Origin of the sequence: Methylocystis heyeri, assembly GCF_004802635.2 — a bacterium.
Lineage (GTDB): Bacteria > Pseudomonadota > Alphaproteobacteria > Rhizobiales > Beijerinckiaceae > Methylocystis > Methylocystis heyeri.
In genome coordinates, this window is the sequence record NZ_CP046052.1 from 455899 (window position 1) to 480613 (window position 24715).

General features: G+C 63.0%; 17 protein-coding genes. 8 read left to right on the top strand and 9 right to left on the bottom strand.

The features are described 5' to 3' along the window. On the top strand, positions 1–1215 hold the full coding sequence (locus H2LOC_RS01995; RefSeq protein ID WP_136494858.1) for a DNA methyltransferase: 1215 nt from the start codon (positions 1–3) through the stop codon (positions 1213–1215). 389 nt (positions 1216–1604) lie between these two features. Then, positions 1605–2651, top strand: a complete 1047-nt coding sequence (locus H2LOC_RS02000; RefSeq protein ID WP_136494859.1) for a DMT family transporter — start codon at positions 1605–1607, stop codon at positions 2649–2651. A 1-nt stretch (position 2652) separates the two neighbouring features. Here H2LOC_RS02000 and H2LOC_RS02005 read toward each other — a convergent pair whose 3' ends face one another. From H2LOC_RS02005 to H2LOC_RS02015, 3 genes are all read right to left on the bottom strand, one after another. Next, a complete protein-coding gene (locus H2LOC_RS02005; RefSeq protein WP_136494860.1) occupies positions 2653–3255 on the bottom strand; it encodes a TMEM175 family protein in 603 nt (200 codons plus the stop codon). Positions 3256–3747: 492 nt separating this feature from the next. Further along, positions 3748–4824 (bottom strand): bifunctional DNA-binding transcriptional regulator/O6-methylguanine-DNA methyltransferase Ada, encoded by a 1077-nt coding sequence (gene ada / locus H2LOC_RS02010; protein ID WP_136494861.1) that lies wholly within the window; start codon positions 4822–4824, stop codon positions 3748–3750. A gap of 31 nt (positions 4825–4855) precedes the next feature. Continuing rightward, positions 4856–5542 (bottom strand): flavin reductase family protein, encoded by a 687-nt coding sequence (locus H2LOC_RS02015; RefSeq protein WP_136494862.1) that lies wholly within the window; start codon positions 5540–5542, stop codon positions 4856–4858. 278 nt (positions 5543–5820) lie between these two features. Between H2LOC_RS02015 and lpdA the strand changes: the two genes are divergently transcribed. After that, a complete protein-coding gene (gene lpdA, locus H2LOC_RS02020) occupies positions 5821–7263 on the top strand; it encodes a dihydrolipoyl dehydrogenase (RefSeq protein ID WP_136494863.1) in 1443 nt (480 codons plus the stop codon). 189 nt (positions 7264–7452) lie between these two features. On the opposite strand, the gene H2LOC_RS02025 is transcribed toward lpdA, so the two are convergent. The 3 genes from H2LOC_RS02025 to H2LOC_RS02035 form a co-directional block, all read right to left on the bottom strand. Continuing rightward, the gene (locus H2LOC_RS02025) at positions 7453–11514 is read right to left on the bottom strand and encodes a Pls/PosA family non-ribosomal peptide synthetase (protein WP_202620512.1); all 4062 of its coding nucleotides are present in this window, start codon (positions 11512–11514) and stop codon (positions 7453–7455) included. A gap of 175 nt (positions 11515–11689) precedes the next feature. Beyond that, positions 11690–12697, bottom strand: coding sequence for a hypothetical protein (locus H2LOC_RS02030; protein WP_136494864.1), 1008 nt, complete (start codon positions 12695–12697; stop codon positions 11690–11692). 23 nt (positions 12698–12720) lie between these two features. Further along, positions 12721–13254, bottom strand: a complete 534-nt coding sequence (locus tag H2LOC_RS02035; RefSeq protein WP_136494865.1) for a SixA phosphatase family protein — start codon at positions 13252–13254, stop codon at positions 12721–12723. Positions 13255–13477: 223 nt separating this feature from the next. On the opposite strand from H2LOC_RS02035, the gene H2LOC_RS02040 reads away from it, so the two are divergent. Next, positions 13478–15172, top strand: a complete 1695-nt coding sequence (locus H2LOC_RS02040; protein ID WP_154331543.1) for a hypothetical protein — start codon at positions 13478–13480, stop codon at positions 15170–15172. A 9-nt stretch (positions 15173–15181) separates the two neighbouring features. On the opposite strand, the gene H2LOC_RS02045 is transcribed toward H2LOC_RS02040, so the two are convergent. Then, complete coding sequence (locus H2LOC_RS02045; RefSeq protein ID WP_136494867.1) at positions 15182–16501, bottom strand: methyl-accepting chemotaxis protein; 1320 nt, start codon at positions 16499–16501, stop codon at positions 15182–15184. A 209-nt stretch (positions 16502–16710) separates the two neighbouring features. Between H2LOC_RS02045 and gshB the strand changes: the two genes are divergently transcribed. The 3 genes from gshB (at position 16711) to grpE (ending at position 21340) form a co-directional block, all read left to right on the top strand. Next, entirely contained in the window at positions 16711–17664 is a 954-nt protein-coding gene (gene gshB, locus H2LOC_RS02050) for a glutathione synthase (RefSeq protein WP_136494868.1), read from the top strand. 111 nt (positions 17665–17775) lie between these two features. Then, positions 17776–20694: a [protein-PII] uridylyltransferase gene (locus H2LOC_RS02055; protein WP_136494869.1), complete on the top strand. Its 2919-nt coding sequence runs from the start codon at positions 17776–17778 to the stop codon at positions 20692–20694. Between the two features lie 52 nt (positions 20695–20746). After that, positions 20747–21340 (top strand): nucleotide exchange factor GrpE, encoded by a 594-nt coding sequence (gene grpE, locus H2LOC_RS02060; protein ID WP_136494870.1) that lies wholly within the window; start codon positions 20747–20749, stop codon positions 21338–21340. Between the two features lie 718 nt (positions 21341–22058). Here the strand turns inward: grpE and H2LOC_RS02065 are convergent. Together H2LOC_RS02065 and H2LOC_RS02070 are read right to left on the bottom strand one after the other, a co-directional pair. After that, a complete protein-coding gene (locus tag H2LOC_RS02065; RefSeq protein ID WP_343040055.1) occupies positions 22059–22445 on the bottom strand; it encodes a hypothetical protein in 387 nt (128 codons plus the stop codon). A gap of 56 nt (positions 22446–22501) precedes the next feature. Further along, entirely contained in the window at positions 22502–22762 is a 261-nt protein-coding gene (locus tag H2LOC_RS02070) for a type II toxin-antitoxin system Phd/YefM family antitoxin (protein WP_136494871.1), read from the bottom strand. Positions 22763–23061: 299 nt separating this feature from the next. Between H2LOC_RS02070 and H2LOC_RS02075 the strand changes: the two genes are divergently transcribed. Next, positions 23062–24585: a Do family serine endopeptidase gene (locus H2LOC_RS02075; protein WP_136494872.1), complete on the top strand. Its 1524-nt coding sequence runs from the start codon at positions 23062–23064 to the stop codon at positions 24583–24585. Positions 24586–24715: the final 130 nt, after the last annotated feature.

A 24715-nucleotide genomic window follows, 5' to 3' on the forward strand; every position in this document is an offset into this window, starting at 1 on the left:
ATGTCGTCGCGCGGGCGGAAGGCGACACAGGCGCTTTCTTCTCTCGCCGAATTTTTGCGCGGATTCGACGGCTTCGGCGCCCAAACGGTTGAATATGTCGAGGACGGCGTTTCTCACTTTGTAAACGAGTTCTGGACCGCCGGACAGCGTCAGGCCCATGCGCTGCACGAGGTCAGCTATCGGGCCTGTTTCAAGCCGCAGCTTCCGGAGTTCTTCGTCTCGCGCCTCACCGCGCCGGGCGAAAAGGTCTATGACCCCTTCATGGGGCGCGGCACCACGGTGTTGCAGGCCGCGTTGCAGGGCAGGGCGCCGGTCGGCAATGACGTCAATCCCTTGTCGGTTCTGCTGGTGCGGCCGCGCCTGCGGCCGCCCTCGATCGAAGCGGTGCAGGAGCGCCTCTCGGCGATCGACTGGAACTGCGTGGGCGTCGAGCGCAAGGATCTCCTGGCTTTTTATCATCCCGAGACGTTGCGCCAGATTTGCGCGCTGAGACGCTGGCTGCTGGCTCACGCCCCGCTCGGGGGAGAGCCGGACCCCGCCGACGACTGGATCCGAATGGTTGCGATCAATCGCCTCACCGGCCATTCGCCGGGGTTTTTTTCGGTCTACACCATGCCGCCCAATCAGGCGGTTTCGGTGGAAGCGCAATTGAAGATCAACGCCAGACGCAAGCAGACGCCGCCGGTCCGGGATGTCGCCGCCTTGATTGTGAAAAAATCGCAGGCGCTGCTGTCCGAAGGCGCGCCGCCGGCCCATCCGGCGCCGCTCCTCATCACAGGCGACGCCGCAAAGGCCGCTTCGATCGCAGATGGTTCGGTGAGGCTGATCGTGACCTCGCCGCCCTTTTTGGACATTGTTCAATATGCCGCCGACAATTGGCTGCGCAATTGGTTCGCCGGGATCGACACGAGCGCGGTGAGGATTTCGACCCATCGCAGCGAGGCCGCCTGGGCCGACATGGTGCGCGATTGCTTCATCGACTTTGCGCGCGTGGTCGCGCCGGGCGGGCATGTGGCTTTCGAGGTCGGCGAGGTGCGCGGCGGCAGGATCGCGCTGGAGCGGCTCGTGTGGCAGGCGGTCGAAGGACTGCCGTTCGAAAAGCCGTTGGTCCTGATAAACGCGCAAAAGTTCACCAAGACCAGCCATTGCTGGGGCGTCGCCAATAACGCCAAGGGCACCAATTCGAACAGGGTGCTGATTTTTAGGAGAAGGTGAGGGGGCGGTGGCAGGAGGGCGGTCTCCTGTCCAGCTCATGTCAGCCTACTGTTGCTCAAGTCGTAAAACCACTCCATTCACCGCTTTCGTCAAAGAGAAGCCAACTGCGTTGCTTCGCGTGAACAAAATAACCGCTCCACGAGTTTCCAGATTGAATGTATTAAAAATATTCTCCTTTGCTCGCAGTGCAACCCCAACGAATTCTGCGCTAGTATCGAATAACAACCAAAATTTATCTGACTGCATTACTGTTAATACTATGGCGCTGATTTTAATATAGAATAAGTATAACCCAGGTATGTCGCCAACGATATTTGGGTTTATTGAACTCGTCACGCGCGGGTTCACCCCCCCCTCCATCCCGCGCGCCTTTCTGATATTACGTGAACATGCACATCGGAATCCTGCTCGCCCTTCTCTCCGCCGCGCTGTTTGGCGCGAGCACGCCCTTGGCCAAAATTCTCCTGGGGAGCGTGAGCCCCTGGCTGATGGCGGGGCTGCTTTATCTCGGGGCTGGGGTTGGCCTTGCAGCGGTCGAGATCTGGCGGCGGGCGTCTGGCAACGGCATCGCCGAAGCGCCGCTGCGCAAATCCGATCTGCCCTGGCTTGGCGCGGTCATTACGGCCGGCGGGCTTCTCGGCCCCTTGTTTTTGATGTTCGGACTGGCGCGAACCAGCGCCGCCAATGCTTCGCTGCTGCTCAATCTCGAAGGCTTGGCCACGATGGCGATCGCCTGGCTGGCCTTTCATGAAAATGTCGACAGACGCCTGCTGGTGGGCGCCTTTTCTATTCTGGCGGGCGCGGCGCTTTTGTCTTGGCAGGGCAGCGCGTCAATGGATTGGGGCGCCTTGCTGATCGCCGGCGCCTGCGTCTGCTGGGGCATCGACAATAATCTGACCCGCAAACTCTCCTCGGCCGATCCGGTGCAGATCGCCATGCTCAAGGGGCTGGTGGCGGGGACGGTCAATCTGGCGCTCGCCTCTGCGCTCGGCGCGTCGCTCCCTTCCATCGGCGTCGTTGTCGCGGTTTTGAGCGTCGGCTTTTTGGGTTACGGGGTCAGCCTCGTTTTATTCGTTCTGGCCTTGCGGCATCTCGGAACCGCGCGCACCGGAGCCTATTTCTCGCTCGCGCCCTTCATCGGGGCGATTTTGGCGCTGGCGCTTCTCCATGAGCCGCTAAGCGTGCGGCTTGTCGTGGCGGGCGGCCTGATGGCGCTCGGCCTCTGGCTGCATCTGACCGAGCGGCACGAGCATGAGCATATGCACGAGGATTTCGAGCACGAGCACAGCCACCGCCACGACGAACATCACCAGCATTTGCATGAAGAGGGTGTTCCGGTCGAGGAGCCACACACCCACAGGCACCGCCATGCCGCAATGGTGCACAGCCACCCCCATTTCCCGGATATCCATCATCGGCATGGACACGGGGAATAAATCAACTCCTGGGCCAACCGCCAACCGCAAAATAAAGCGCCGACAGGAGACACAACGCAATACCCGTCGCTTCCGAATAAAATGAAGATATGAACGATGCGAAATAGAAAATCGGGGCGAGCCTGTAATGATATGTAATGCGCGTCGCATTTTTGGTCTCGGAACCGAGAAGTTTTTCGTTGGCGGACGCATGGCGCCACAGCCCATGAAAAGACAACGATATTGCCAGGAACGTTCCCGTGTATAAACTCGTCGCTACCTTGGCTTCAGAATGCAGGAGATACTCAGCAAGCAGGCCCGTTGGGAATGGAACGAAGGTCACAAACAGCAATAATAGGCCGTTCCAATAGATTAGTTTGAGATCTGATTTTTTGATGGCGGAATATACCCAGTGATGATGCGCCCAAATCACGAGTATTGTTGCAAACGATATTATATAGGCTAAATAGCTTGGCCAGATATAAATTAGAGACAGCGCCAGGCCGTGTCTTTGAACCATATCAGCGCTTGGCACTTTTATTTCCAGAACCAGAAGCGTTATGGCGATAGAAAAAATGCCGTCGCTGAACGCCTCTATACGACGCGTGTTCAGATCCTGTTGCATTTGTCAAACCGGCTCCGCGCCCTGAACGTACATCGGCGCATATAATTTGCGCGAAGCTGGCCCCGCCATCGGGGCTTTCGCGTTTTCGGGCGCGTCGATCAAAAAGGGGGATTCCAAACGGGACCCCGCGGCCGAGTTTTGCGTGCCAGTTTCGTGATCGGCGATGGCCGGCCTTCAGGCTTACCCACCAGCCGAGAATATCCGCAACGCCGTTTCCAAGCACGCATCATCTTTCACAAGCCGCTCCATGAGCGCCAAGCCCCGGTGGGCGTGCGCCTTTCGGTTGGAGAGGCGCCCGGCGGCGAACTCGCTCCGATATTGGCGGGCGTTGAAAGGATAGGCGAGCAAAGTCGTGCTGACGGGGCAGGGGCGGGGGCGCCCGAACTTTCGCAACAGTCGTTTGCCCGCCGGAAGTGCCCGATTTTAAGGAACTGGGCGGTTGTTGCGAATCTTAGGTTTTGCACGTCTGCACGATTGCGGCGAACAGATTGCTCATGTCGTCACTTCCTTTTCGAGCAGCGCGCGCTTCCGCTCCACGCCCCAGCGATAGCCTGAGAGCGAGCCGTCGTTCTTGATGACGCGATGACAAGGGATGGCAACTGCCACCGGATTCGCACCGCAGGCCAGCGCCACGGCGCGGGCGGCTTTGGGTTCTCCGATGCGGGAGGCGATTTCCGCATAGCTCGCGGTTTGCCCAATCGGAATTTCTCGTAGCGCTTGCCAGACGCGCTGCTGGAAGGCCGTGCCGCGTATATCGAGCGGCAGATCGAGGCCTGTTCGAGGCTCCTCGACGAAGCCGACCACCCGAGCCACGAGTTGCTCGAAGTCGCCGTCGCCGCCGATCAGTCCGGCCTTTGGGAAGCGATCCTGTAAATCGTGGATGAGCTTGTCGGGATCGTCGCCTAACGTGATGGCGCAGATTCCTTTGTCGGTGCAAGCGACCAGAATGGCGCCGAGCGAACACTGTCCAACCGCAAAACGAATATCGATATCTTCGCCCCCTCGCTTAAACGCTGTGGGCGTCATGCCGAGCATCGCATTCGATTGTTCATAGAAGCGGCTGCCCGAATTGAAACCGGCGCTGTAGATCGCCTTAGTCACACTCATTTCCGCGTCGCTGAGTTCGGCCCGAACTTTCTTTGCGCGGAGCGCCGCGCCGTAGGCTTTGGGCGTTAGGCCGGTGATTGCCTTGAACTGACGATGAAAATGGAAAGTGCTCATGCCAACCGTAGCCGCCAGTTCATCGAGACTCGGCAATTCGTCCGCCAGTTCGATCTGCCGGCATGCCTCCGCCACAATGGCGGCAATGGCTTGCGCCGGCGATTTTCCTTTTGGATTGCATCGCTGGCACGCGCGGAAGCCGGCCGCTTCCGCCTCGACCGATGAGGCGTAGAAACGGACGTTCCTCGGCTTGGCGGTGCGGGACGGGCAAGACGGGCGGCAATAGACACCGGTTGTTTTGACAGCGTAGACAAACGCGCCATCCATAGCCGCATCACGATTGACGATACTTTTCCAGCGTGGGTCCCGCTCGGTCGGCGGACCACTCGGTTCTGCGAGAAGAATCATCTCGAATTGTCCCGCGATTTGTTTCTCGAGGTCATATTCTGAATGATTCCAACTTCGCCCGATCCACGTCAGGGCTGCGGTAGAGCGCCTCCGGAATTTCTCCAAGAAGCGATTCATGGACCTGCTTCGGGGCAAGTCCATAGAATTTTTGAAAACTCATGATCAGCGGTCGCCACTTGTCCGGGTCGATCCGGTTCCGGGTTCCCTCCATCATGATCTCTGGCGCCGCGTACACGCGCCGAATTCGAACTTCGAATACGGAGAGCGTCCCTTTCAAAGGGCTGTCTTCCCCCAAACCATGCCACGCGGAGACGACCGCTTCCATCTGCACCGGACATTCCATTGCTCTGGGCGCCGAGACAGTTTCCGAGTTGATTTGCGTCAACCCCGCGATCTCAAACTTTTTCGGTTCGTAGCTGTAGCCCCTTGCCGCCTTTGAACTGGGAACCGGGTTGGCGCCGGTCAGAAGGGCCAGACGATTGACCGCTCCGACTTCATCGACGGAGGGCAGATTCAGGACGCATTCGCCGGTGCGGATCATGTTCTCCGCTGTCTTCGACGAAGAACCAATGCCAAGCACGCATCGCCATCCCAGCCAGAAGGCTGAAGACATCGGCGCGATGTTCGAGCTTCCATCCTCGTTACTTGTGCTGATGAGAACGACCGGCGTTCCGAAATATAAAATCGAGGGTTCAATTCGTATGTGCCTGTCGTTCATAAGCCCTAAACCTTGTCGTCGTGGCAGTATTCACTTATGTCGGATCGACCTAGCACCCGCACTCCGCTTCTTGCGCCCAAAATTCGGGCTACCAACGATGCTTTGGACTGTTCGCCATACGCGAGCATGACTTCGACCTAATTCACGACCTCGTCTGCCAAATATTTTGATTTTTGCACTCCTCCTCTTCGCCCGTTGCCCTGATTTCGCTGGCGCAGTATCCTTGATTTTGCGCCGCAAAAAGCGGGCGAATCCCAAATTCAAAACGGGGCTCAGCCATGCCCGATCCCTATGATCTCATTGTCATTGGCGCGGGTCCCGGCGGTTATGTCGCCGCGATAAGGGCGGCCCAATTGGGGCTGAAGACCGCCGTCGTCGAGCGCGAGCATCTCGGCGGCATCTGCCTCAATTGGGGCTGCATCCCGACCAAGGCGCTGCTGCGCTCGGCCGATGTTTTCCGCGTCGCCCTCCACGCCGCGGATTACGGCCTTGTGGTCCAGCCGGCGCCGTCTTTCGATCTCGCCAAAATCGTCGCCCGTTCGCGGCAGGTTTCGGGGCGTCTCAACGCCGGCGTCGGGTTTCTTCTGAAAAAGAACAAGGTCGACGTCATCATCGGCGAGGCGCGCCTTTCCGGCGGCGGCCGGGTGATGGTGGAGCCGACAAAAAAGGCCCCCATGACGCCGCAGGCGCCTCTGCCCAAGGGGGCGCTGGGGCCGGGGGATTATCAGGCCAAGAACATCATCGTCGCGACCGGCGCGCGTCCCAGAGTCCTGCCCGGGCTCGAACCGGACGGGCGGCGGATCTGGACCTATTTCGAGGCGCTGAAGCCCGAGGCTTTGCCTAAATCCCTGCTGGTGGTGGGGGCGGGGGCGATCGGGGTCGAGTTCGCCTCGTTTTATCGCACCTTTGGCGTGGAAGTGACTCTGGTCGAGGCCCTGCCGCAGATCCTGCCGGCGGAAGATCAGGAGATCGCCGCGCTCGCGCGCAAAAGCTTTGAAAAGCAGGGCATCGCGATTCATAGCGGGACCAAAGTCTCAGGGCTGGAAAAGCGCGCCGACAGCGTCGTCGCCACGCTGACCGGGGCCGATAGGGCGAGCCGCCAGATCGAGGCCGAGCGGGTTCTGGCCGCAGCCGGAGTCGTCGCGAACACGGAAGGGCTTGGGCTCGAAGAACTCGGCATCAAGATCGAGCGTGGCGTCATCGCCATCGATGGCTTCGGGCGAACCAATGTCGCCGGGGTCTACGCCATCGGCGACGTCGCCGGCGGCCCGATGCTGGCGCATAAGGCCGAGCATGAGGGTGTGGTCTGCGTCGAAGCGATCGCCGGCAAAAATCCCCATCCTCTCGACAAGGGCCGCATTCCCGGCTGCACCTATTGCCATCCCCAGATCGCATCGGTGGGGCTCACCGAGCAGAAGGCCAAAGAGGCGGGCTTCGAGGTGAAGGTCGGACGCTTTCCCTTGCTCGCCAATGGCAAGGCCATTGCGCTCGGGGAGCCGGACGGGCTGGTCAAAACCATCTTCGACGCCAAGACCGGGCGGCTGCTCGGCGCGCATCTCATCGGCGCCGAGGCGACCGAGCTTATTCAGGGTTTTGTCATCGCGATGAATCTGGAGACGACGGAAGAAGAGCTGATGCACAGCGTCTTCCCGCATCCGACGCTCTCCGAGGCGATGCACGAAAGCGTGCTCGACGCTTTCGGCAGGGCGATACATATTTGAACGCGAGCGTAACCCGCGGTTAACACCGGGGGATTGGGCAAAGGGCGCGCTTTCCTGCCAGTCTGAAGAGAGTCCTCGTCCTGAGGAGGCCTCGAAGGGGCCGTCTCGAAGGGCGAGGATCTTTTTTCCCCCGTCCTTCGAGACGCCCGCTATGCGGGCCCTCAGGACGAGGGGAAGGGTTGGCTTCACTCAAGCCGGCTCTGCGGGAGCGCCGATCCATCTCGAATCCGGCGGCAGGCTTTCGCCTTTCATGACCACGGTGAGGGGGCCGAGCCGTGCATAGTCCCCGACATGGGTGTCGTAGAGAACCGTCGAGCCGGCGCCGACCGTGACGCCCTTGCCGAGGCGCACCCGCCCGATCTTCATGACCCGGTCTTCATAGAGATGGGTCTGCAGCGCCGAAACCGCGTTGAGGGCGCAATAATCGCCGACCTCGACGCAATCGAATTCGGTGAGGTCGGTCATGTCCATGAACACGCCCTTGCCGAATTTGGCGCCGAAGAGCCGCAGCATCCAGGGCAGGAAAGGCGTGCCGCGCAGATGCTCGAGCATGACCTTGCCGGCGAGGCCCCAATAGAGCACGGCGCAGGCTTCGGTCCGCATCGCCCAGAAGGACCACATCGGCTTCACCTGCGGCTCGTAACGGCCCATGGTGATCCATTTGACGATGACCACGGACAGGGTCATGCCGAGCGAGATCAGCACCGAGTCGAGAATGAACAGTCCGGCGAGCGTCGCATATTCGCCTTCGAGCAGGGAGGGGCCGAAGCTTTCCACCGCCCAGGTGCCGAATGTCATGAACAGCATGGTCGGCATCGACACGTTCACCGCTTCATAGACGGCGCGCATGACCTTCCTCCAGGCCGGCGGTTCATAGGTCCAGTTCGCGCCGCCGCCGTCGAATTTCTGCCTGACGGGGAGCTTTATGGGCGGCGAGCCGAACCATGTGTCGCCCTCGGACAATTCGCTGTTGGCCGGCGGCTTCGATTTGATGCCGATGAGGGCTCCCGAGGGGATTTCGGCCCCCGGCGGCACGACGCCGTCATTGCCGATAAAGACGCGATCCCCGGTCTTCACCGGTTTGAGATACATCCATCCGCGCCTGACGTCCTCGTCTCCGAGCACGACCTCGTCGGCGATGAAGCATTTCTCGCCGATCTCGACGATGTCGTAGCGGCCGGAAAGGTTGGTGGAGATTTCGGAGTCCTTGCCGATGCGGGCGCCCATCATCCGGTACCAGCTGCGCATGTAGAGCGTGGCGAACAGCGACGACAGCGTCTCCAGCGTCACCTCGGTCGCGAGAGCGACCGCCCATTTGCGCAGGTAGAACCAGGACCACACGGAATAGGCCCCCGCGCGCACGCGCGTCGGCATCACCACCCAGCGGAAGACGACGATGAAGGCCACCGTCACCAGCACCAGGACGAAAGCCGTCGGCCAGGCGAAAAGCGGAATCGCCGCAAGATAGAGCTGGTGATTCGACTCCGGTATGCCCATCCATGCGTCGAGTTTGTCGAACAGATAGAAGGCCGGGAAGATAGGCAGCAGCCCGAGCGGCGGAATGGCCAGCACCAGCAAGGTGAAGAGGAAGGTCATCACCGGCCGGCGGATCGGCCCCGCGGTCGCCGGCGCATCGAGTTCCGCTTCGTTCACCATGCCGGTCTTGCGTGCGGGCGAGCCGTTCCAGACTTCATGCGCGCCGACGCGACCGCCGGACGGCAGCGAGGTCAGATCTTCGAGCGCAGCGCCCTCTCCGATCACGACATTGTCCTCAATGGCGCAGGACGAGCCGATATAGGCGTCGGCGCCGATCTCGATGGTTCCGATGATCAGCTCGTCGCCTTCGACCCGGGCGTTGGACAGCTTGAGCTTGGAGCCGAGCGAAGCGCCCGCGCCAATGGTCACGAGGTCGATGGCGCCGGCGTCGAATTCGCTGATGAGCGCGTCGGCTCCCACCTTGGCTCCCAGCGCGATCAGATAGAGGTTCATCAGGGGCGAAACCTGGAACCATTTGGCGTGGGTGAGACCGATCAGCCGCTGCGAGAGCCACCAGCGGTAGTAGTAGACGCCCCACAGCGGATAGCGCCCGGGCCTGGTGCGGCCGATCACCAGCCATTTGCCGATGATCGACACCGCCACCGTGGCGAGATTGACGCACAGATAGACCCCGAGCAGCGCCACGGACTCTTCCAGCAGTGAAGCTTCGACGCTGGTGATGAGCTGATAGGAGACGAACACGCCGAGCCATTGCGCGGTCACGATGGCCAGGATGAAGGGCAGGGCCGCCGCCTGCGCGAGGCCGCAAAGGAAGCGGCGCAGCAGCGGCGGCGCCTTGAAGGAAAGATCGGCCGGGGCGGCGTTCAGCTCTACCCTGGCCGAGAGATGAGCGGCCAGCGCCCGCAGGGTGCGGTGGGTGTAGAGGTCCTGCAGCGTGACCGAGGCGAGGCTGGGGGTCTCGCGCAAGGCGCCGACAAAGCGGGCCGCGAGCAGGGAGTGGCCGCCGAGTTCGGTGAAGAAATCGGCGTCGAACGGAATTGCGCCGGGCGGGAGCACGCGTTTGGCCGCCTCCAGCAGTTTCGCCTCGGTGTCGTCGCGGGGGATCTCCTGCTCTTCATCGGCGCCGGCCGGCGCCGTCAGCTCGACGCGCTTCAAGGCCTTGCGGTCCACCTTGCCGGAAGAGAGCTTGGGCAGCGCTTCCATGAACTCGAAGCGGGAAGGAACCATATAGGGGGGAAGCGTTTCGCGCAGCCTTGCGCGAAGCTCCTGCGGGTCCGGCCTGCCCTCGCCGTCGAGCGTCAGGAAGGCGACCAGCTCGTCGAGGCCGCGCTCGTGGCGCAGAACGACGGCGGCGTGGCGCACGGCGGGATGGTTCGACAGCGACGCCTCGATCTCGCCGAGTTCGACGCGAAAGCCGCGGATCTTGATCTGGTCGTCGATGCGTCCGTGGAAGGCGAGATTGCCGTTGTGGTCGAGTGCGACGGCGTCGCCGGAACGATAGAGAACGGGATCGCCGTTTTCCTGCGAGAACGGATTGGCGATGAATTTTTCTACGGTGAGTTCGTCCCGCTTGAGATAGCCGCGCGCCACGCCAGGGCCGCCGATCAGCAATTCGCCCTCGACGCCGGGCCCGACCAGTTCCAGCTCCTCGTTGACGATGTAGCAGGTATAGTTCGGAATCGGCGTCCCGATCGTCACCGGCTCCTTCGGCCATACCTCGGAGACCGTGGCGACGACGGTCGCTTCGGTCGGGCCGTAGCTGTTGTAGATGGTGCGGCCGATGCGGGTCCAGCGCTCGACGATCGCCGGCGGACAGGCTTCGCCCCCGAGGATGATGGTGCGCAAGGTTTTCACTTCGCGCGGCAGCACCGCAAGAAGCGTCGGCACGGTGTCGAGAACCGTGACATTGGCTTCTTCGAGAATATCGGGAAGCTGTTCCGTCTCGCCGAGGATTTCCGGGGTCGCCACGAACAGGGTCGCCCCGACGAGATAGGGAATCCAGATTTCCTCCATCGAGAGATCGAAGGCGACGGAGGCGCCCTGGAACACGACGTCCGCGGAGCCGACGGCGTAAATCTCGTTCGCCGACCGCAGATAGTGGCAAATATTGCGGCCCGTGATGACGATGCCTTTGGGCGTTCCGGTCGATCCCGAAGTGTAGATCATATAGGCCGGATGGTCCGGGGTGGCGCCTCGGGCGCGCGGATCGGGCAGGGGAACGCCGGCGAGAACCGCGATTTCCTCATCGATCAGCACCGGCGCCGGAACCGCGCCCGCGGCCTTGCGGGCGAAGGTCTTGGAGGTCAGAAGGCCTTTCGCCTCGGCGTCGGCGAGGCAGACCGAGATGCGCTCGACGGGCGCGTCGGCGTCGAATGGCAGCCATGCTGCTCCGGTCTTGGCGATGGCGATCTGCGCGATCAGCAGTTCGGGCCCCCGCGCCATCCACAGGCCGACGACCTCGCCCGGGCCGACTCCGCGTTCGATCAGGCCATGGGCGATCGCCTCCGCCTGCAAATCGACCTCGCGGTAGGTGAAGCGGCGCTCGAGCGTCGTCATCGCGATGGAGCCGGGCGAAGCCGCTACGGTCGCGGCGAAAATCTCGCACAGCAGTTCGTCCTGCAGCAGATGAGGCATCTCCCGCCCGCGCAATATAGCGGGAGCGGGTTTCGGTCCGGGGGCTGCAAAAAACTCGCCTCCTTCGCGCTCGCGAGCCGAGGGCGTTTCCCGCCGGATGCTTTGCTGCAGATCGTTCATATGTTGGATTAATCCGATGAAAGAGGCAGGACGGGGGAAAGGCCCCGACTTCCGCCTGTCGCTCTAGCACAGGCGCCATGGCGATCCTATGCCGGTCTGCGCCTGAACAAAGCATGAAAGGGCGGCGGATTCCGGCGATAGTCGGGACCATTTCGGGGCCGGGTCGGCGGCTATGCTATTTTGTCTCGCTCTGGCCGGCCGCCGAGCGGCGCAATTGATCCACGGCGCGGGCGATCAGGGCCGGCTGAGCCCGCAGGGGCCCGATCTCGACGGCCGCCATATTGGCCATCACCTTGGAAAGATTTTCTGTCGGCTGGCCGGCTGGATCGAAAAGCGCCAGATCCTGATCCGGCCCGCTCACGACCCCTTCGGCGATATGCGAAGCGTAATTGCCGATGCGGACGAGTTCGGCCGAGCAGTCCAGGGCGGGCGCCGGCGCGGCGGCAAGGCCGGGCGGGCCGGCGGAAACGGCGTCGTTCTGGATCGCCGGCTTCTTGTGGGCCGGCTCTCCCATGCCCTGGGCGATCTCCGGCGCCGGAGCCAGCTCCAGCGCGGCCGCGCGCGCGGAACCGGAAACGCGGCTCATGGGGAGGGGGCCGCCTCGCGAATGAGCGGCGAGCCAGCGTGCGCGGAGGGTGTTGGCCAATCCATGGGGGGCCAGGCCCATCGGCAGCGGCCTTTGCGGCAGCATGCGGTAAAGCCCCTCCCGGGAGGATGCCGGGGTTTTGACCGCCGCTCTGACCGGCGCGGCCCAGCACTCCGCCGGAGCCCAGCGCGCGGCGATTTCGCGGGCAGTGCGGCGTTTGAATTCGAGATAATAGCGCTTGAGCAGCAGAGCCGCGGCGGCGGCTCCATGCTGCGCGCTGGAAAAAGCGACATGCCCGTCCGAATCGGCGGTTATCTCGCCGTTCCAGCCGGCATGCTTGACGCACCAGTAATTATTGAGCTTCACGCAGCGCGGAAGCGGGTTCGAGTCGGCGGCCAGAGCCTGACGCAGCGCGCCGATGGGCGGAACATCTAGGGAAAGCGCGCTTTCGATCCGCCAGTTGTCGACCGCCCGCTCTTCGCGCGAATAGGCCGGCCTGGAGATGATCGCGCCCGGCGGTCCCGGCCAGACGCTGAGAACCGGCGCTTCCCCGGGAGCAGCGAGGGTCAAGAGAACAAGCAGCGATTCGAGCACCATTTCCGACGCTCTCGGCAAATACGCTAATCGGGGTCTTCTTCGCCTCCGCGCAGCTCGGCCGGCGTCACGAAGCGATGGAGATTGGCTGCGCCCATATCTATGTCGGCCCAGCCGCCGGCGGAAAAATCGAGAATGGCGAGGGCGCCGGTGGGAAATTTGGCCTGCATGCGCGCCAGATTTTCCCTCGCGCCGGTCCCCGCCAGCGCGCAGGCCAGCTCGGCGAATCCCGGATTATGCCCGACCACCAGGAGAGTCGAGATTTTTTCGGGAGCCTGTCTCAATGTATCCAGCAAGTGGTCGACCGAGGCGAGATAGATCGAGTTTTCGATCAAATGGGTGACATGGCCGGGAAAGGCTTCGAGAACCTTTTCCAGGGTCTGCTTGGCGCGGCGGGCGTTGGAGGCGACCGCGAGATCGGGCGTGACGCCTTCGCCTGCGAGGAAAGCGCCGATCAGGCGCGAGTCTTCGAGTCCGCGCCGCGTGAGCGGTCGCTCCCGGTCGCCGCCGGCGGAGTGTCTATCGGCTTTGCCGTGTCGAAGGAGAAGAAGTCTGCGCATGAATCGTTTTTAGCATGGCGGGAAAGAGGCTCGCACCTGCCTTGCCGCGACAAATTGGGCAAAAATATGCGCGGCGGGAGCCAGGCGAATTCCCAAAGTGGTCACAATTCGCTCCAACGCCATGAGTTGGCGCGACTTCTTTCGATCTGACATTTCGGTTCGGTCGACAACAGCGTCAAAGCCGTTCAAAAGGCGAGCCAAAGAGCCTATCGTCGAAAACCGCATGCACATTCTTTCAAAAAGCGCCGTGATGGCGGCGGTCTCGCTCGCCGCGTTCTTTCGCGTCGCCGCGGGCTCCGCAGGCGAGGTCGCGGTTGAAGGCCTAGCGCTCGATTTCGGCTCGGTTTCCTTCCGCATTCCCCGATTGGCGGCGGACGGAACGACGCTGACCGCGGCGCAAATCAAGGAAAGCTTGCGGGTGGGAAGCGCCGCCGCCCTGGAGGAGCGGCTGGCGGGGCTCTCCGCCTCGCGCCTTTTGATACCGGAGATTTACATTCTGGCGGCGTCGAAGGAACGCCGCGTCGAACTCGTCTACCGGGATGTGGCGCTGGAAAATATCGCAGCCGGCCGCGCCGCGTCGATGCGCGCCGCCTCGCTCGAGGAGACCGTCGGCGGCGAAGGCGGCGGCCGGATCGTTGCTCGTTTTTCCGGGATTCGCGCAAAGGGCGTTGATTTGCGCCAGATCGCCCATGTCGCGGCGAGCCCGCGAGCGGATCGCGCCGAGGCCGCCAGAGACCTCGAGGAAGAGGCCTCCATCGACAGCGTTTCGGTCGCTCTGCCCGACGCCGGCGTGGAGCTGCGCGCCGGAAAAGTGAGCGCTTCCGGCTTGCGGGCGCGGGCTTTGGCGGAGCCGCTCCTGCGTTTTGCCGGGGCTCCTGCGCAGGCGTCTGCACCGCAAGCGGAATCGGCCGCTCGGGGGATTCTCGATATTCTCGGCTCCTTCGAGGCCGCGACGATAGAGGCGCGGGACCTCTCCTTGTCCGGTGCGTCGGGCGCCGAGAAAAAACCCTATGGCGTGAAAATCGGCTCGGCGACCCTGAAAAAACTCGCCGGCGGCGTCAGCGAGGAGGGCCGAATCGAGGGTTTCGCGCTGGAGGCCGCGGACGGCGGGCGGGTCGCTTTCGGCCGTCTCGCGTTCCGGCGGCTGGATTTCGCCCGGCTGGCCGCGCCCGGAGAACAGAGGCCCTGGATGTTGTCCGGAGCGCAGCTCGCCGATCTTTCCGCAGACCTGCCGGACTCCGATTCGAACGGCCGCCTTGCATTCAAGGTCGCCGCCGCCGAGGCCGATCTCGCCGATTTTCGCGAGGGGTTGCCGACGCGCGGCTCCCTGCGGCTGGATCGGTTCGATCTCGACCTTGCCGCACTCGGGGATTCGACCGCCACGGCGCAATTCGCCGCTCTCGGCTACAGGAATGTCGAGCTTTCCGCGAATCTGAAGGCCGAATGGCTGGATCGGAGCAAAGAGGCGATCGTCGAGCAGGCGCGGATTGCGGCCAAAGACATCGGAACGCTCGAATTGACCGGAAGGCTGGGCGATGTCTCGGGTCTGGTGTTTTCGGCGAACCCGGCCGTCTCCCGGACGGCGATGCTGGCGATGACGGCGCGGCGCCTTGAAATCACCCTTGAGGGGGGCGGATTGATCGACCGGCTCCTGGCGCAGGAGGCCAGGGCGAGCGGCGCAGATACCGCGAGCTTGCGCGCTTCCTATGCCGGGGATGTAAAAAAGATCGTCTCGGCGTGGCTGGAGGACGGCGATAAGGCGCGGCGCATCGCAGAGGCGGCGGGCAAGTTCATCGAGACCCCGAAGCGGCTGCGCATCATTCTGCAGTCTCCGAAGGGCGTCGGGCTTCTGGAGGCTCTGGCCAGGAAACCCGGGGATGTCCTCAATACGCTGGAGGCGCAGGCGGACGCGGAATAGCCGCGGGAGTCAGCTCGCCAGGCTTTTCGCCAGTTCGCCGGTGTGAGTGTGCATCCTTCGCGCCATCTCGTCGATCTCGCGCGCCATGGCGACCATGGCCTCTACGCCCGCCCCGGTCTGCGCCATCGCGTTTGCGACCTGATCGGCGTGGGCCGACATCGAACCGGCGCTGTCGGCGGCCGAGCGCACGCTGCGGGCGATATCCTTGGTCGCCGCGTCCTGTTCGTGCACCGCGTTGGTGATGATCGCGGAGATCTGCTCGACTTCGGCTATCTTTCGCTTGATCCGCTCGATGGAGGCCACCGACTGGTCGGTCGCCGCCTGAATCTCCGCGATCTGGTCGGCGATGTCCTGCGTGGCCTTGCCGGTCTGGGTGGCGAGGCTCTTCACCTCCTGGGCCACAACCGCGAAGCCGCGCCCGGCTTCGCCGGCGCGCGCGGCTTCGATGGTCGCGTTGAGCGCCAGCAGATTGGTCTGGGCGGCGATGCGCGAAATCAGATTGACCACGTCGCCGACGCGGTTGGCAGCCGCGGAGAGGCGAAGCATCTCTGCGCTGGACCCGTTGGTCTCGGCGACGGCCTGACGGACGACGGCGGTGGACTCGACCGCCTGCCGGCTGATCTCGCCGATGGCCGCGAGAAGCTGCTCCGAAGCCGTAGCGACCGTGGCGACGTCGCTGGCCGCCTGAAGCGACGCCATGCGCGCGACATCCGACTCTTCCCGGGCGCGACGCTCCTGCCCGATCATGTCCTCCGAGGACAGCGCCATACGCTTCGTCATGTCGCCGAGCTTGGCCGTCGTAGCCGAAAGATCGACCGAAAACTGCTCGACCTTGTCGCGGATGGCGGCTTCGCGGCGCAGCCGCTCTTCACGGTCGTCCCGGGCCTTGATCTCTGCGGTCAGTTCGTTGTTCGCGCGCACCGCGTCGCGCAACACCACCAGCGCCCGGGAGATATCCCCGATTTCGTCGCGCCGGTCGGCATAGGGGACCTCTATGCCGGTGTCCCCGGCCGCGAGATCGCCCATCTGGCGCGCGATCGTCTTTATCGGGGCGGCTATGGTGGCGTTCATGGTCGGAACCGATACGCCCAAAATCAGCACCGCCAGGAAAATCGTTCCGATGGCGAGCTCGATCGCGAGGAGGCTCGCCGCCTGATGGGCGTAGCCGATCAGGCCCCCGGCTTCGGCGGGGGGCGCGACGCTGGCCGCCGCCGTAAGGTCGCGCACGTTGAGGACGCCGATATAGGCGGCCGCGCCCATGAAGACCATAAGCGTCAGGAACAACAACTGGCGCAGCACCAGTCCGGCGCCGATGGAAAGGGTTTTCATGCAAGGGATCCGATCGGAATTTACCGTTCCCTTTTCTTCTAGGTCGCTTTTTGTTCATACTCGGTTAAAGGCGGCGGGTTCGAGCCGGCGCGGACGCTTCTCACCGCGGCGAAAAGGCGTTACAGCGCCTTCCGCCGAAGCCGAGGCGCCGCTCGCACTGAAATCCCCCGGCCGGAGCCGGCCCGCGCCGCGCCCTATGAGGAGGCCCCATGCTTGAAATCGCCGTCCAGATGGACCCCCTGGAGAGAATCAACTTCGCGAGCGACTCGACCTTCGCCCTGATGCTGGAGGCCGCGCGGCGAGGCCACCGCCTTTGGTTCTACACGCCGGATCACCTTTCGCTGGAAGGGGGCGCGCTTTCCGCCTGGGCGCGGGAGATCGCCGTCCGGGACGAGCCGGGCCGCTACTACGAACTCGGCGAACCTCGAATTCTCGATCTGGCCGATGTCGACGTCGTGCTGTTGCGGCAGGACCCGCCGTTCGATCTCGCCTATATCACCTCCACCCATTTCCTCGAGCGCGTCGGCCCGAGGACGCTGGTCGTCAACGATCCGGCCCATGTGCGCAATGCGCCGGAAAAGCTGTTCGTCATGGAATTCGCGGATCTGATGCCGCCGACTCTCGTCACCCGCAGCCGCGAGGCGATAGAGCGTTTCCGCTGCGACCACGGCGAGGTCGTGATGAAACCGCTTTACGGTCACGGCGGCGCCGGCGTCTTCAAGGTGGCGGAACGCGATCCCAATTTCGGATCGCTGTTCGATCTCTTCAGCGTCACCTTCCGGGAACCCTGGGTGGTGCAGAAGTTTCTTCCCCGGGTGGTGGACGGCGACAAGCGGATTCTGCTCGTGGAAGGAAAGCCTCTCGGCGCCGTGAACCGCGTTCCCGCGCAAGACGACATCCGCTCCAACATGGTGCGCGGCGGGGCCGCCGCCGCAACCGAGCTGACCGACCGAGAGCGTGAAATCTGCGAGCGGCTCGGCCCGCATCTCGAGCAGCGCGGGCTGCTGTTCGTCGGCATCGACGTGATCGACGGCTGTTTGACTGAAATCAACGTCACCTCGCCGACGGGCCTGCGCGCCCTGAAACGCATCGGCGGCCCGGATCTTGCGCCGGCCATCCTCGACGCCATCGAGAAGCGTCTGGAGCGCATTCGGCGAAAATAGGCATGCACTTGCGACGAGAACGCTCTCCAACCCCATGATCTGGAGTGATTTCCTTTCCCTCCGATCGGAAGGCGCTCCAAAGGAGAAACGGGCAGGGATTTGAAAAAGCCGATGGACGAACAGACGAGGCCACAACTCCGCGCCTTCGCAAGCAGAGGCTCCGAGCCCGAAATCCTCTCCATCCTGCGCGAAGAGCTGGCGGAGCGCATCGCGGCGGCCTGCGAAGGCTCCGCCACGCCGGAAGCGGCCCGCGCCGCGGTGCTGGAGCTGATCCGCCTGGCGCTGGATCAGGGCAGTGCTCTGGCCCGAGCGCAGCTCGAAGCGGGCGGCAGGGGGTTGGCCTGCGCGCGCTTCCTGAGCGGGCTCGAGGACGAGCTGATCCGGGCCATTCACGGTTATGTCGTGCGCTATGTCTATGTCGCCGAAAAGCCGACGCTGAGCGAAAGGCTCACCATCGTCGCGGTCGGGGGCTACGGGCGCGGCGCCCTCGCTCCGGGGTCGGACATCGACCTGTTGTTCCTCCTGCCTTACAAGCAGACCCCCTGGGGAGAGAGCGTCGTCGAGGCGATCCTCTATATGCTTTGGGACCTTCGCCAGAAGGTCGGCCATTCCACCCGTTCCGTCTCCGAGTGCCTGCGGCAGGCGAAGGCGGATATGACCATCCGCACCACCTTGCTGGAGGCGCGGTTCATCCTCGGCAGCGAAGAACTGTTCGTGGATCTGGTCGAGAGCTTCGACCGCGAGATCGTGCGCGTCGACGTGCGGGAGTTCGTCACCGCAAAGCTCGACGAACGCAATGTGCGGGTGCAGCGCGCCGGCGCATCCCGATATCTGGTCGAGCCCAACGTAAAAGAAGGCAAGGGCGGTCTGCGCGATCTGCACACGCTGTTCTGGATCGCAAAATATGTCTACCGCGTGCGCGAGGCCAGAGAACTCGTCGCCGCCGGCCTGTTCACCTCGGCCGAATACAGCCTGTTCGAGCGCTGCGACGAATATCTCTGGCGCGTGCGCTGCCATCTTCATTTTGCGACGGGACGCGCGGAAGAACGGCTTTCCTTCGACATTCAGCCGACGATGGCGGTGCGGCTCGGCTATCACGACCGCGGCGGGCTGTCCCGGGTCGAGCGGTTCATGAAACATTACTTTCTGGTCGCCAAGGACGTGGGAGACCTGACCGCTATCGTATGCGCGGCGCTGGAGGAGCGGCAGGCGAAACCGCGCGCGATATTCGACCGCCTGATCGGTCGCCTGAAGACCCGTCCGAAGAAGCAGCTTTCCGGCGATTTCGTCATCGACCACGATCGCGTGAGCGTCCGCCACGAAGACGCATTGGCGCGCGATCCGGTCAATATCATTCGTCTTTTCTGGACCGCCGACCGCTTCAGCCTGCCGCTCCACCCCGACGCCTTGCGGGCGGTGACGCGGAACCTGCGCCGGATCGATTCCGAGCTGAGAGCCAATCCGGAGGCCAACCGGCTGTTTCTGGAGCTGCTGCTTTCGCGCAATATGACCGAGACCGTCCTGCGGCGAATGAACGAGACCGGCGCGCTCGGGCGGTTCATTCCCGATTTCGGCAGGATCGTCGCGATGATGCAGTTCAACATGTATCATCACTATACGGTCGACGAGCATCTGCTGAGGGCCGTCGGCGCGCTGGTCGATCTCGAGGCCGGAACCCGTCCCGAGCATCAGCATCTCGTGATGGATATTCTGCCGACCATCGTCAACCGCAAGGTTCTTTATCTCGGGCTGCTGCTGCACGACATCGCCAAGGGCCGCAAGGAAGATCATTCGGCGGCCGGGAAGAAAGTGGCTCTGAGCCTTTGTCCAAGGCTCGGATTCACGCCCGGCGAGACCGAAACCGTCGGCTGGCTGGTCGAACAGCATCTGCTGATGTCGAGCGTGGCGCAGAGCCGCGATCTGACCGATCCGAGGACGATCGAGAATTTCGCCGCCGTCGTGCAGACCATCGAGCGGCTCAAAATGCTGTTCGTCCTGACGGTCTGCGACATCAGCGCGGTCGGCCCGGGCGTGCTGGACGCATGGAAATCCCAGTTGCTGCGCGCGCTGTATTGGGAAACGGAAGTCGTGCTCGGCGGCGGCCACTCCGCGGTCGATCGAAAGAGCCGCGTCGTGGCGGCGAGGGATCAGATGCTGGCGGCGCTGAAAGCGCCCCGCGACGGCGGCGACTGCCTATGGAACGAGCAAAACTGGACCGAAGAGGAGTTCGAATCCTACGCCAGGAGGCACTATCCCGCCTATTGGCTCAAGATGGACGTGCAACATAAGATTCGTCACGCCGAACTGCTTCGCTCCATCGCCCAATCGCATGCGCCGCTGGTGGTCGCGGTCGATCTCGACCAGCACAGGGGAGCCGTGGAGCTGACGGTGATCGCTCAGGACCACCGCCGGCTGCTTTCCACGATCGCCGGCGCCTGCGCCGCCTGCGGCGCGAATATCGTCGACGCCCATATCTTCACCACTGCGGACGGCCTGGCGCTCGACACCATACTGTGTTCGCGGGCCTTCACCCTGGACGACGACGAACTGCGGCGCGGCAATCGGATCGCGGAGTTTCTGAAGAAAGCGCTGCGGGGCGATGTCGTCATCTCCGAAGCCATCAAGGCGCGCAGCGGAAAGCTTTCGCAGCCCACGGCTTTTTCGGTGGCTCCCGAAGTCGTCATCGACAACAGTCTCTCGCACGATTGCACCGTGGTCGAGGTTTCCGGCCTCGATCGCGAAGGCCTGCTGTTCGAACTGACCAGCGTCATCTCCCGCCTCAATCTCAATATCGTCTCTGCTCACATCACCACCTTCGGCGAGCGCGCCGTCGACGTCATGTATGTGAAGGATCTGACGGGAGAAAAAATCCTCCTGCCGTCGCGCCAGGCGGCGATAAGGAAGCAATTGCTCGAGATTTTCTCCAACGGCGGCGAGAAAGAGAAAAAGGCGTCGGGCCGTCCGCAAAAATCGCCCGAGGCCGGCGGCTCGCGGGCGGGGGACGGGGGCAAGGAACTCCCGCCGACTTGATTTCTCGCGCGCGAGCCCTGATATCGGAGCAAAAGAGCAACTGGACCAGGTCATGATCGAGCAGAACGAAAACGAGACGCCGAACGACAACCAATCGTCCGCCGCGCCCGAGGGGCAGGGGGCGGCTCCAGAGCAGGCGCAGGCGGCGCCCGCGGCCGAGCCGCAGAGCGAGCTCGAGGCGTTGCGCGCCGAGCATGGCGCGCTGAAGGACAGGCTGTTGCGCGCCCTGGCCGAAATGGAGAACCTGCGTCGCCGCACCGAGAAAGAGGTCGCTGACGCCAAGGCCTATGGGATAACCAGCTTTGCGCGCGAGGCGGTGGCGCTGGCCGACAATCTGCGCCGCGCACTCGACAGCTTCCCGGCCGAAGCGCGGACTTCGATGGAGGCCCATGTCGGCGCGCTGCTCGAAGGCGTCGAGCTGACCGAGCGGGACTTCCTGTCGCGGCTGGCGCGGTTCGGGGTCAAGAAGATCGAGGCCCAGGGCGTGCGTTTCGACCCCAATCAGCATGAAGCGCTGTATGAAATTCCCGACGAAACCAAGCCGGCAGGCACGGTGGCGCAGGTCGTCGAGCCCGGCTATCTGATCGGCGAGCGGGTGCTTCGCCCGGCCAAGGTGGGGGTCACGCGCGGCGGGCCGAAGCAGTAAAACGGTCTCGCCATCATCGCGAGGAGCATAGCGACGTGGCGATCCAGGGGATTGGCTTAGCTCTGGATCGCTTCGCCTCCGGCTCGCGATGACGCGAACCGATCAGCATGAAACGATAATTATCCAACAGATATTTGAGATTTATCAATCAGGTCGCTGCCTTTTTTGCTAATGTCCTGATTCTTGCGTGGCCATTCGATTATTTTGCCTAATTGGGTGGTTCGATATAATGCCTTCTATGACACGCTCCATCGTCAAGATCATCGACCGGTCGGATGGCCGGAGGCGAGTGCTGATAGAACGGCGCGAAGACGACCTTTTCCGATTCATCGAGCAGGCGCGGCACGATATCCCACTCGAGATTCCGTTTTACGGGGATAGAGAGCGTTGGGCCTCCCTTGGGCCATACGGGACGATTTGCGACACGGCGGAATCTGCCGAACGAGAAGCCAGATTTACTGTCTCGTGGCTGACAACTTCGGACGTAAACCCATCTGCGGACCCAAATAAATCTTGAGATTGGCAAGCTCCAAGGGAGCTGTAACAGCTAAATCTGCGCCAAATAGCGCTCGAAAAGCCGCGCCGCTTAACCATTAAAACTACGGAAAATCATTTATCTATCGTGTGCAAAAGATAGGCGCAGAAGGCCGCTCGGTTTACTTGCTTGATCGCCCCCGAGCCGCAATGCGCTGCGGCGATTCTTGATATTACAGCGCATTCAGGTGCGACGGACCGGCGATGTCGCGCCTGAATTCACCAGCGCGAGGAAGCGGTCACGGATCGTGGCGAACAGGCCCGGGGGCAGCATGCCGTAAGCTACGGTGGCGTCGTCGGCGTTGGGCAAGCGCCGCAGATCGGGGCCGGGCCAGACGAACTCATTCCATTCCGACAGCACGACCCATGACTGCGCCTCATCGAGTTGCAGACGCTGTTTGACCTTGGCGGGAATCTCGACGGCCAGGCTGGCGTGATCGGGCGCGCTATGCGTGATCGGCAGGACGAGCACGCGGGTATTGCCGCTTTCGTCAGCGCGGATGGCGGCGACGATGGCGCAGGGGCGATCCTTTTGGCCTTCCTCGCGCCCTTCAAGATATTCGCGGCGCAAAGATAGCTGTAACGAATGACGAGGCCTGAAACCGGTTGCGGGAGCGCCACGCTATCTCACTTCAATTCGGCGTCGAGACCCGCGAATTCGTCCGGAACCTTGGCGTTCCGCACGGCTTCGACCCATTCCTCGGGGAGTTCGCGTGTCAGGCCGACGTGGCGGTCGCGGCGCTTAAGGCGTTCCCATTCTTCCGCCGACATGATGACGAGCGAGTCGCGGCCATGCTTGGTGATGACGACCGGCTCGTGGCGCGCCTTGTCGCTCAGCGCCCCGAAGGCGGATTGAAACTCGCTGGCGGTGACGCGGGTAGGCTGCATGCTCAAATCTCCAATTTGGGTATTATAGCCAAAATAGATAGTTTTGCAGCTATTGTTAACTTTTCACTTTCAGGCGCACCTTCGGCCCTATGCGGCCTTCGGGTTCGGCGCGCATTCATTTTGCAAGAGCTCGGGCGACTTTTACGAAAATCCGCTCAAGCCTCACCTTACCAAAGTTTCATTCCGTCTCCACTGGCGTGCAAGGGCGCAGAGCCCATCTTCGTTCTCATAAGGCGGGTGCAAGCCGCCAAGCCGGTCGCCGGAACGGCGCCGTGGTCTTTTCCTGGAGACGAAGCTTCATGTCGAATTCCTCCTTTGTTCATCTCCGCTCGGACAGCCTCGAGGCTCGGGGAGCCGTCGGCCGCCGGTCCCTCAAGGCGGGTCTGCTGGGCGCAGCTGCTCTGCTTGCGTTCGGCTCCGTCATATCGGTCGCGCCCATCGGAGCGGCGCGCGCGGAGGCGCCGGTGTCGCAGCCCAATGCGCCGGCTATCGGTCCGGCGTCCTTTGCGGATCTCGTGGCCAAAGTGAAAGGCGCGGTCGTGGCCATCAAGGTCAAGTCGCTGGAGGCCGGTGGCGGCGAGGGCGGCGAAATGCCGGAGATCTCGCCCGACGATCCGCTGTATTATTTCTTCAAGCGCTTCGGAGAAGTTCCCGGCGGCCATCAGCAAAAGCGCATCATGATGTCGCAGGGCTCCGGTTTCATCATCAGCGCCGACGGCTATGTGGTGACCAACAATCACGTCGTGGAGCACGGCAGCGAGGTCGAGGTTTCGCTCGACAACGGCAAGTCGCTTCCGGCCAAGGTCATCGGCACGGACAAGCGGACGGATCTCGCGCTGCTCAAGATCAGCGACGGCGCCAATCTTCCCTATACGGAATGGTCTTCCTCCGCGCCACGCGTCGGCGATTGGGTGATCGCCGTCGGCAATCCCTTCGGCCTCGGCGGCACCGTCACGGCCGGCATCGTCTCGGCGCGCGGACGCGACATCGGCGCCGGCCCCTATGACGATTTTCTGCAGATCGACGCTCCCGTAAATCGCGGCAATTCCGGCGGGCCGCTGTTCGACAGCCATGGCGGCGTGATCGGCGTCAATACGGCGATCTATTCTCCGTCGGGAGGTTCGGTCGGCATCGGCTTTGCGATCCCCACCGAGGTCGCCAAGGACGTCATCGTCGCCCTGAAGGAGAAGGGCGCGGTCTCGCGCGGCTGGATGGGCGTGCAGATTCAGCCCGTCACCCCGGAGATTGCGGAGAGTCTCGGCCTGAAATCGACCAAGGGCGCTCTGGTCGCGCAGCCCGCCAAGGGCGGACCCGCCGAAAGCGCCGGGCTGAAAGCCGGCGACGTCGTCGTCGCGGTCGATGGGGAGAGGATCGAAACCCCGCGTGAACTGTCCCGGAAAATCGCCGCCGACGGACCCGGCAAGACCGTGGCCATCACCTATATCCGGGGCGGCTCCGAAAAAGACGTCAAGCTAAAGCTCGGAACCCTTCCCAATGAGAAGGAAGCGCGCGCCGACGTCGAAGGAGAAAGAGGCGGCCTGTTCGGCGGGCTCGGACTGGAAGTCGCCCCGCTGTCCCAGGTGCGGCCCGGCGCCGGTGAAGGGCTTTTCGTCACCAATGTCGATCCCGACGGAGCCGCCGCGCAAAAGGGGCTGCGCCGCGGAGACGTTATCCTGGAGGCCAATGGGCAGGCGGTCGGCGATCGCGGCGATCTGTCCGCCGCCATCGACGCGGCCCGCAAGGAAGGGCGCAGGTCGGTTCTCCTGCGCGTCAAATCGGCGGAAGGAACCCGCTTCCTGGCTCTTCCGGTCGCTTCATCCTGAAGAAACTAAAGTAATTCCCTGCTCGCTCAGCGGGGTCGCATGCTCCCCTGATATTATTTGCGACCTCTGAGCAGGGAAGCGCCGGAGCCTCCGGCCCCCCATGGCTCGGCGCGGCGCAGGCCGGCTTCCC

Bases quoted from the DNA above. Each gene is read 5' to 3' on its own strand.
- H2LOC_RS01995 (WP_136494858.1), top strand. From the start codon at position 1: ATGTCGTCGCGCGGGCGGAAGGCGACACAGGCGCTTTCTTCTCTCGCC.
- H2LOC_RS02070 (WP_136494871.1), bottom strand. From the start codon at position 22,762: ATGCAGCCTACCCGCGTCACCGCCAGCGAGTTTCAATCCGCCTTCGGG.
- grpE (WP_136494870.1), top strand. From the start codon at position 20,747: ATGATCGAGCAGAACGAAAACGAGACGCCGAACGACAACCAATCGTCC.
- H2LOC_RS02040 (WP_154331543.1), top strand. From the start codon at position 13,478: ATGCACATTCTTTCAAAAAGCGCCGTGATGGCGGCGGTCTCGCTCGCC.
- H2LOC_RS02005 (WP_136494860.1), bottom strand. From the start codon at position 3,255: ATGCAACAGGATCTGAACACGCGTCGTATAGAGGCGTTCAGCGACGGC.
- lpdA (WP_136494863.1), top strand. From the start codon at position 5,821: ATGCCCGATCCCTATGATCTCATTGTCATTGGCGCGGGTCCCGGCGGT.
- H2LOC_RS02045 (WP_136494867.1), bottom strand. From the start codon at position 16,501: ATGAAAACCCTTTCCATCGGCGCCGGACTGGTGCTGCGCCAGTTGTTG.
- ada (WP_136494861.1), bottom strand. From the start codon at position 4,824: ATGATTCTTCTCGCAGAACCGAGTGGTCCGCCGACCGAGCGGGACCCA.
- H2LOC_RS02000 (WP_136494859.1), top strand. From the start codon at position 1,605: ATGCACATCGGAATCCTGCTCGCCCTTCTCTCCGCCGCGCTGTTTGGC.
- gshB (WP_136494868.1), top strand. From the start codon at position 16,711: ATGCTTGAAATCGCCGTCCAGATGGACCCCCTGGAGAGAATCAACTTC.
- H2LOC_RS02025 (WP_202620512.1), bottom strand. From the start codon at position 11,514: ATGAACGATCTGCAGCAAAGCATCCGGCGGGAAACGCCCTCGGCTCGC.
- H2LOC_RS02035 (WP_136494865.1), bottom strand. From the start codon at position 13,254: ATGCGCAGACTTCTTCTCCTTCGACACGGCAAAGCCGATAGACACTCC.
- H2LOC_RS02030 (WP_136494864.1), bottom strand. From the start codon at position 12,697: ATGGTGCTCGAATCGCTGCTTGTTCTCTTGACCCTCGCTGCTCCCGGG.
- H2LOC_RS02075 (WP_136494872.1), top strand. From the start codon at position 23,062: ATGTCGAATTCCTCCTTTGTTCATCTCCGCTCGGACAGCCTCGAGGCT.
- H2LOC_RS02055 (WP_136494869.1), top strand. From the start codon at position 17,776: ATGGACGAACAGACGAGGCCACAACTCCGCGCCTTCGCAAGCAGAGGC.
- H2LOC_RS02015 (WP_136494862.1), bottom strand. From the start codon at position 5,542: ATGAACGACAGGCACATACGAATTGAACCCTCGATTTTATATTTCGGA.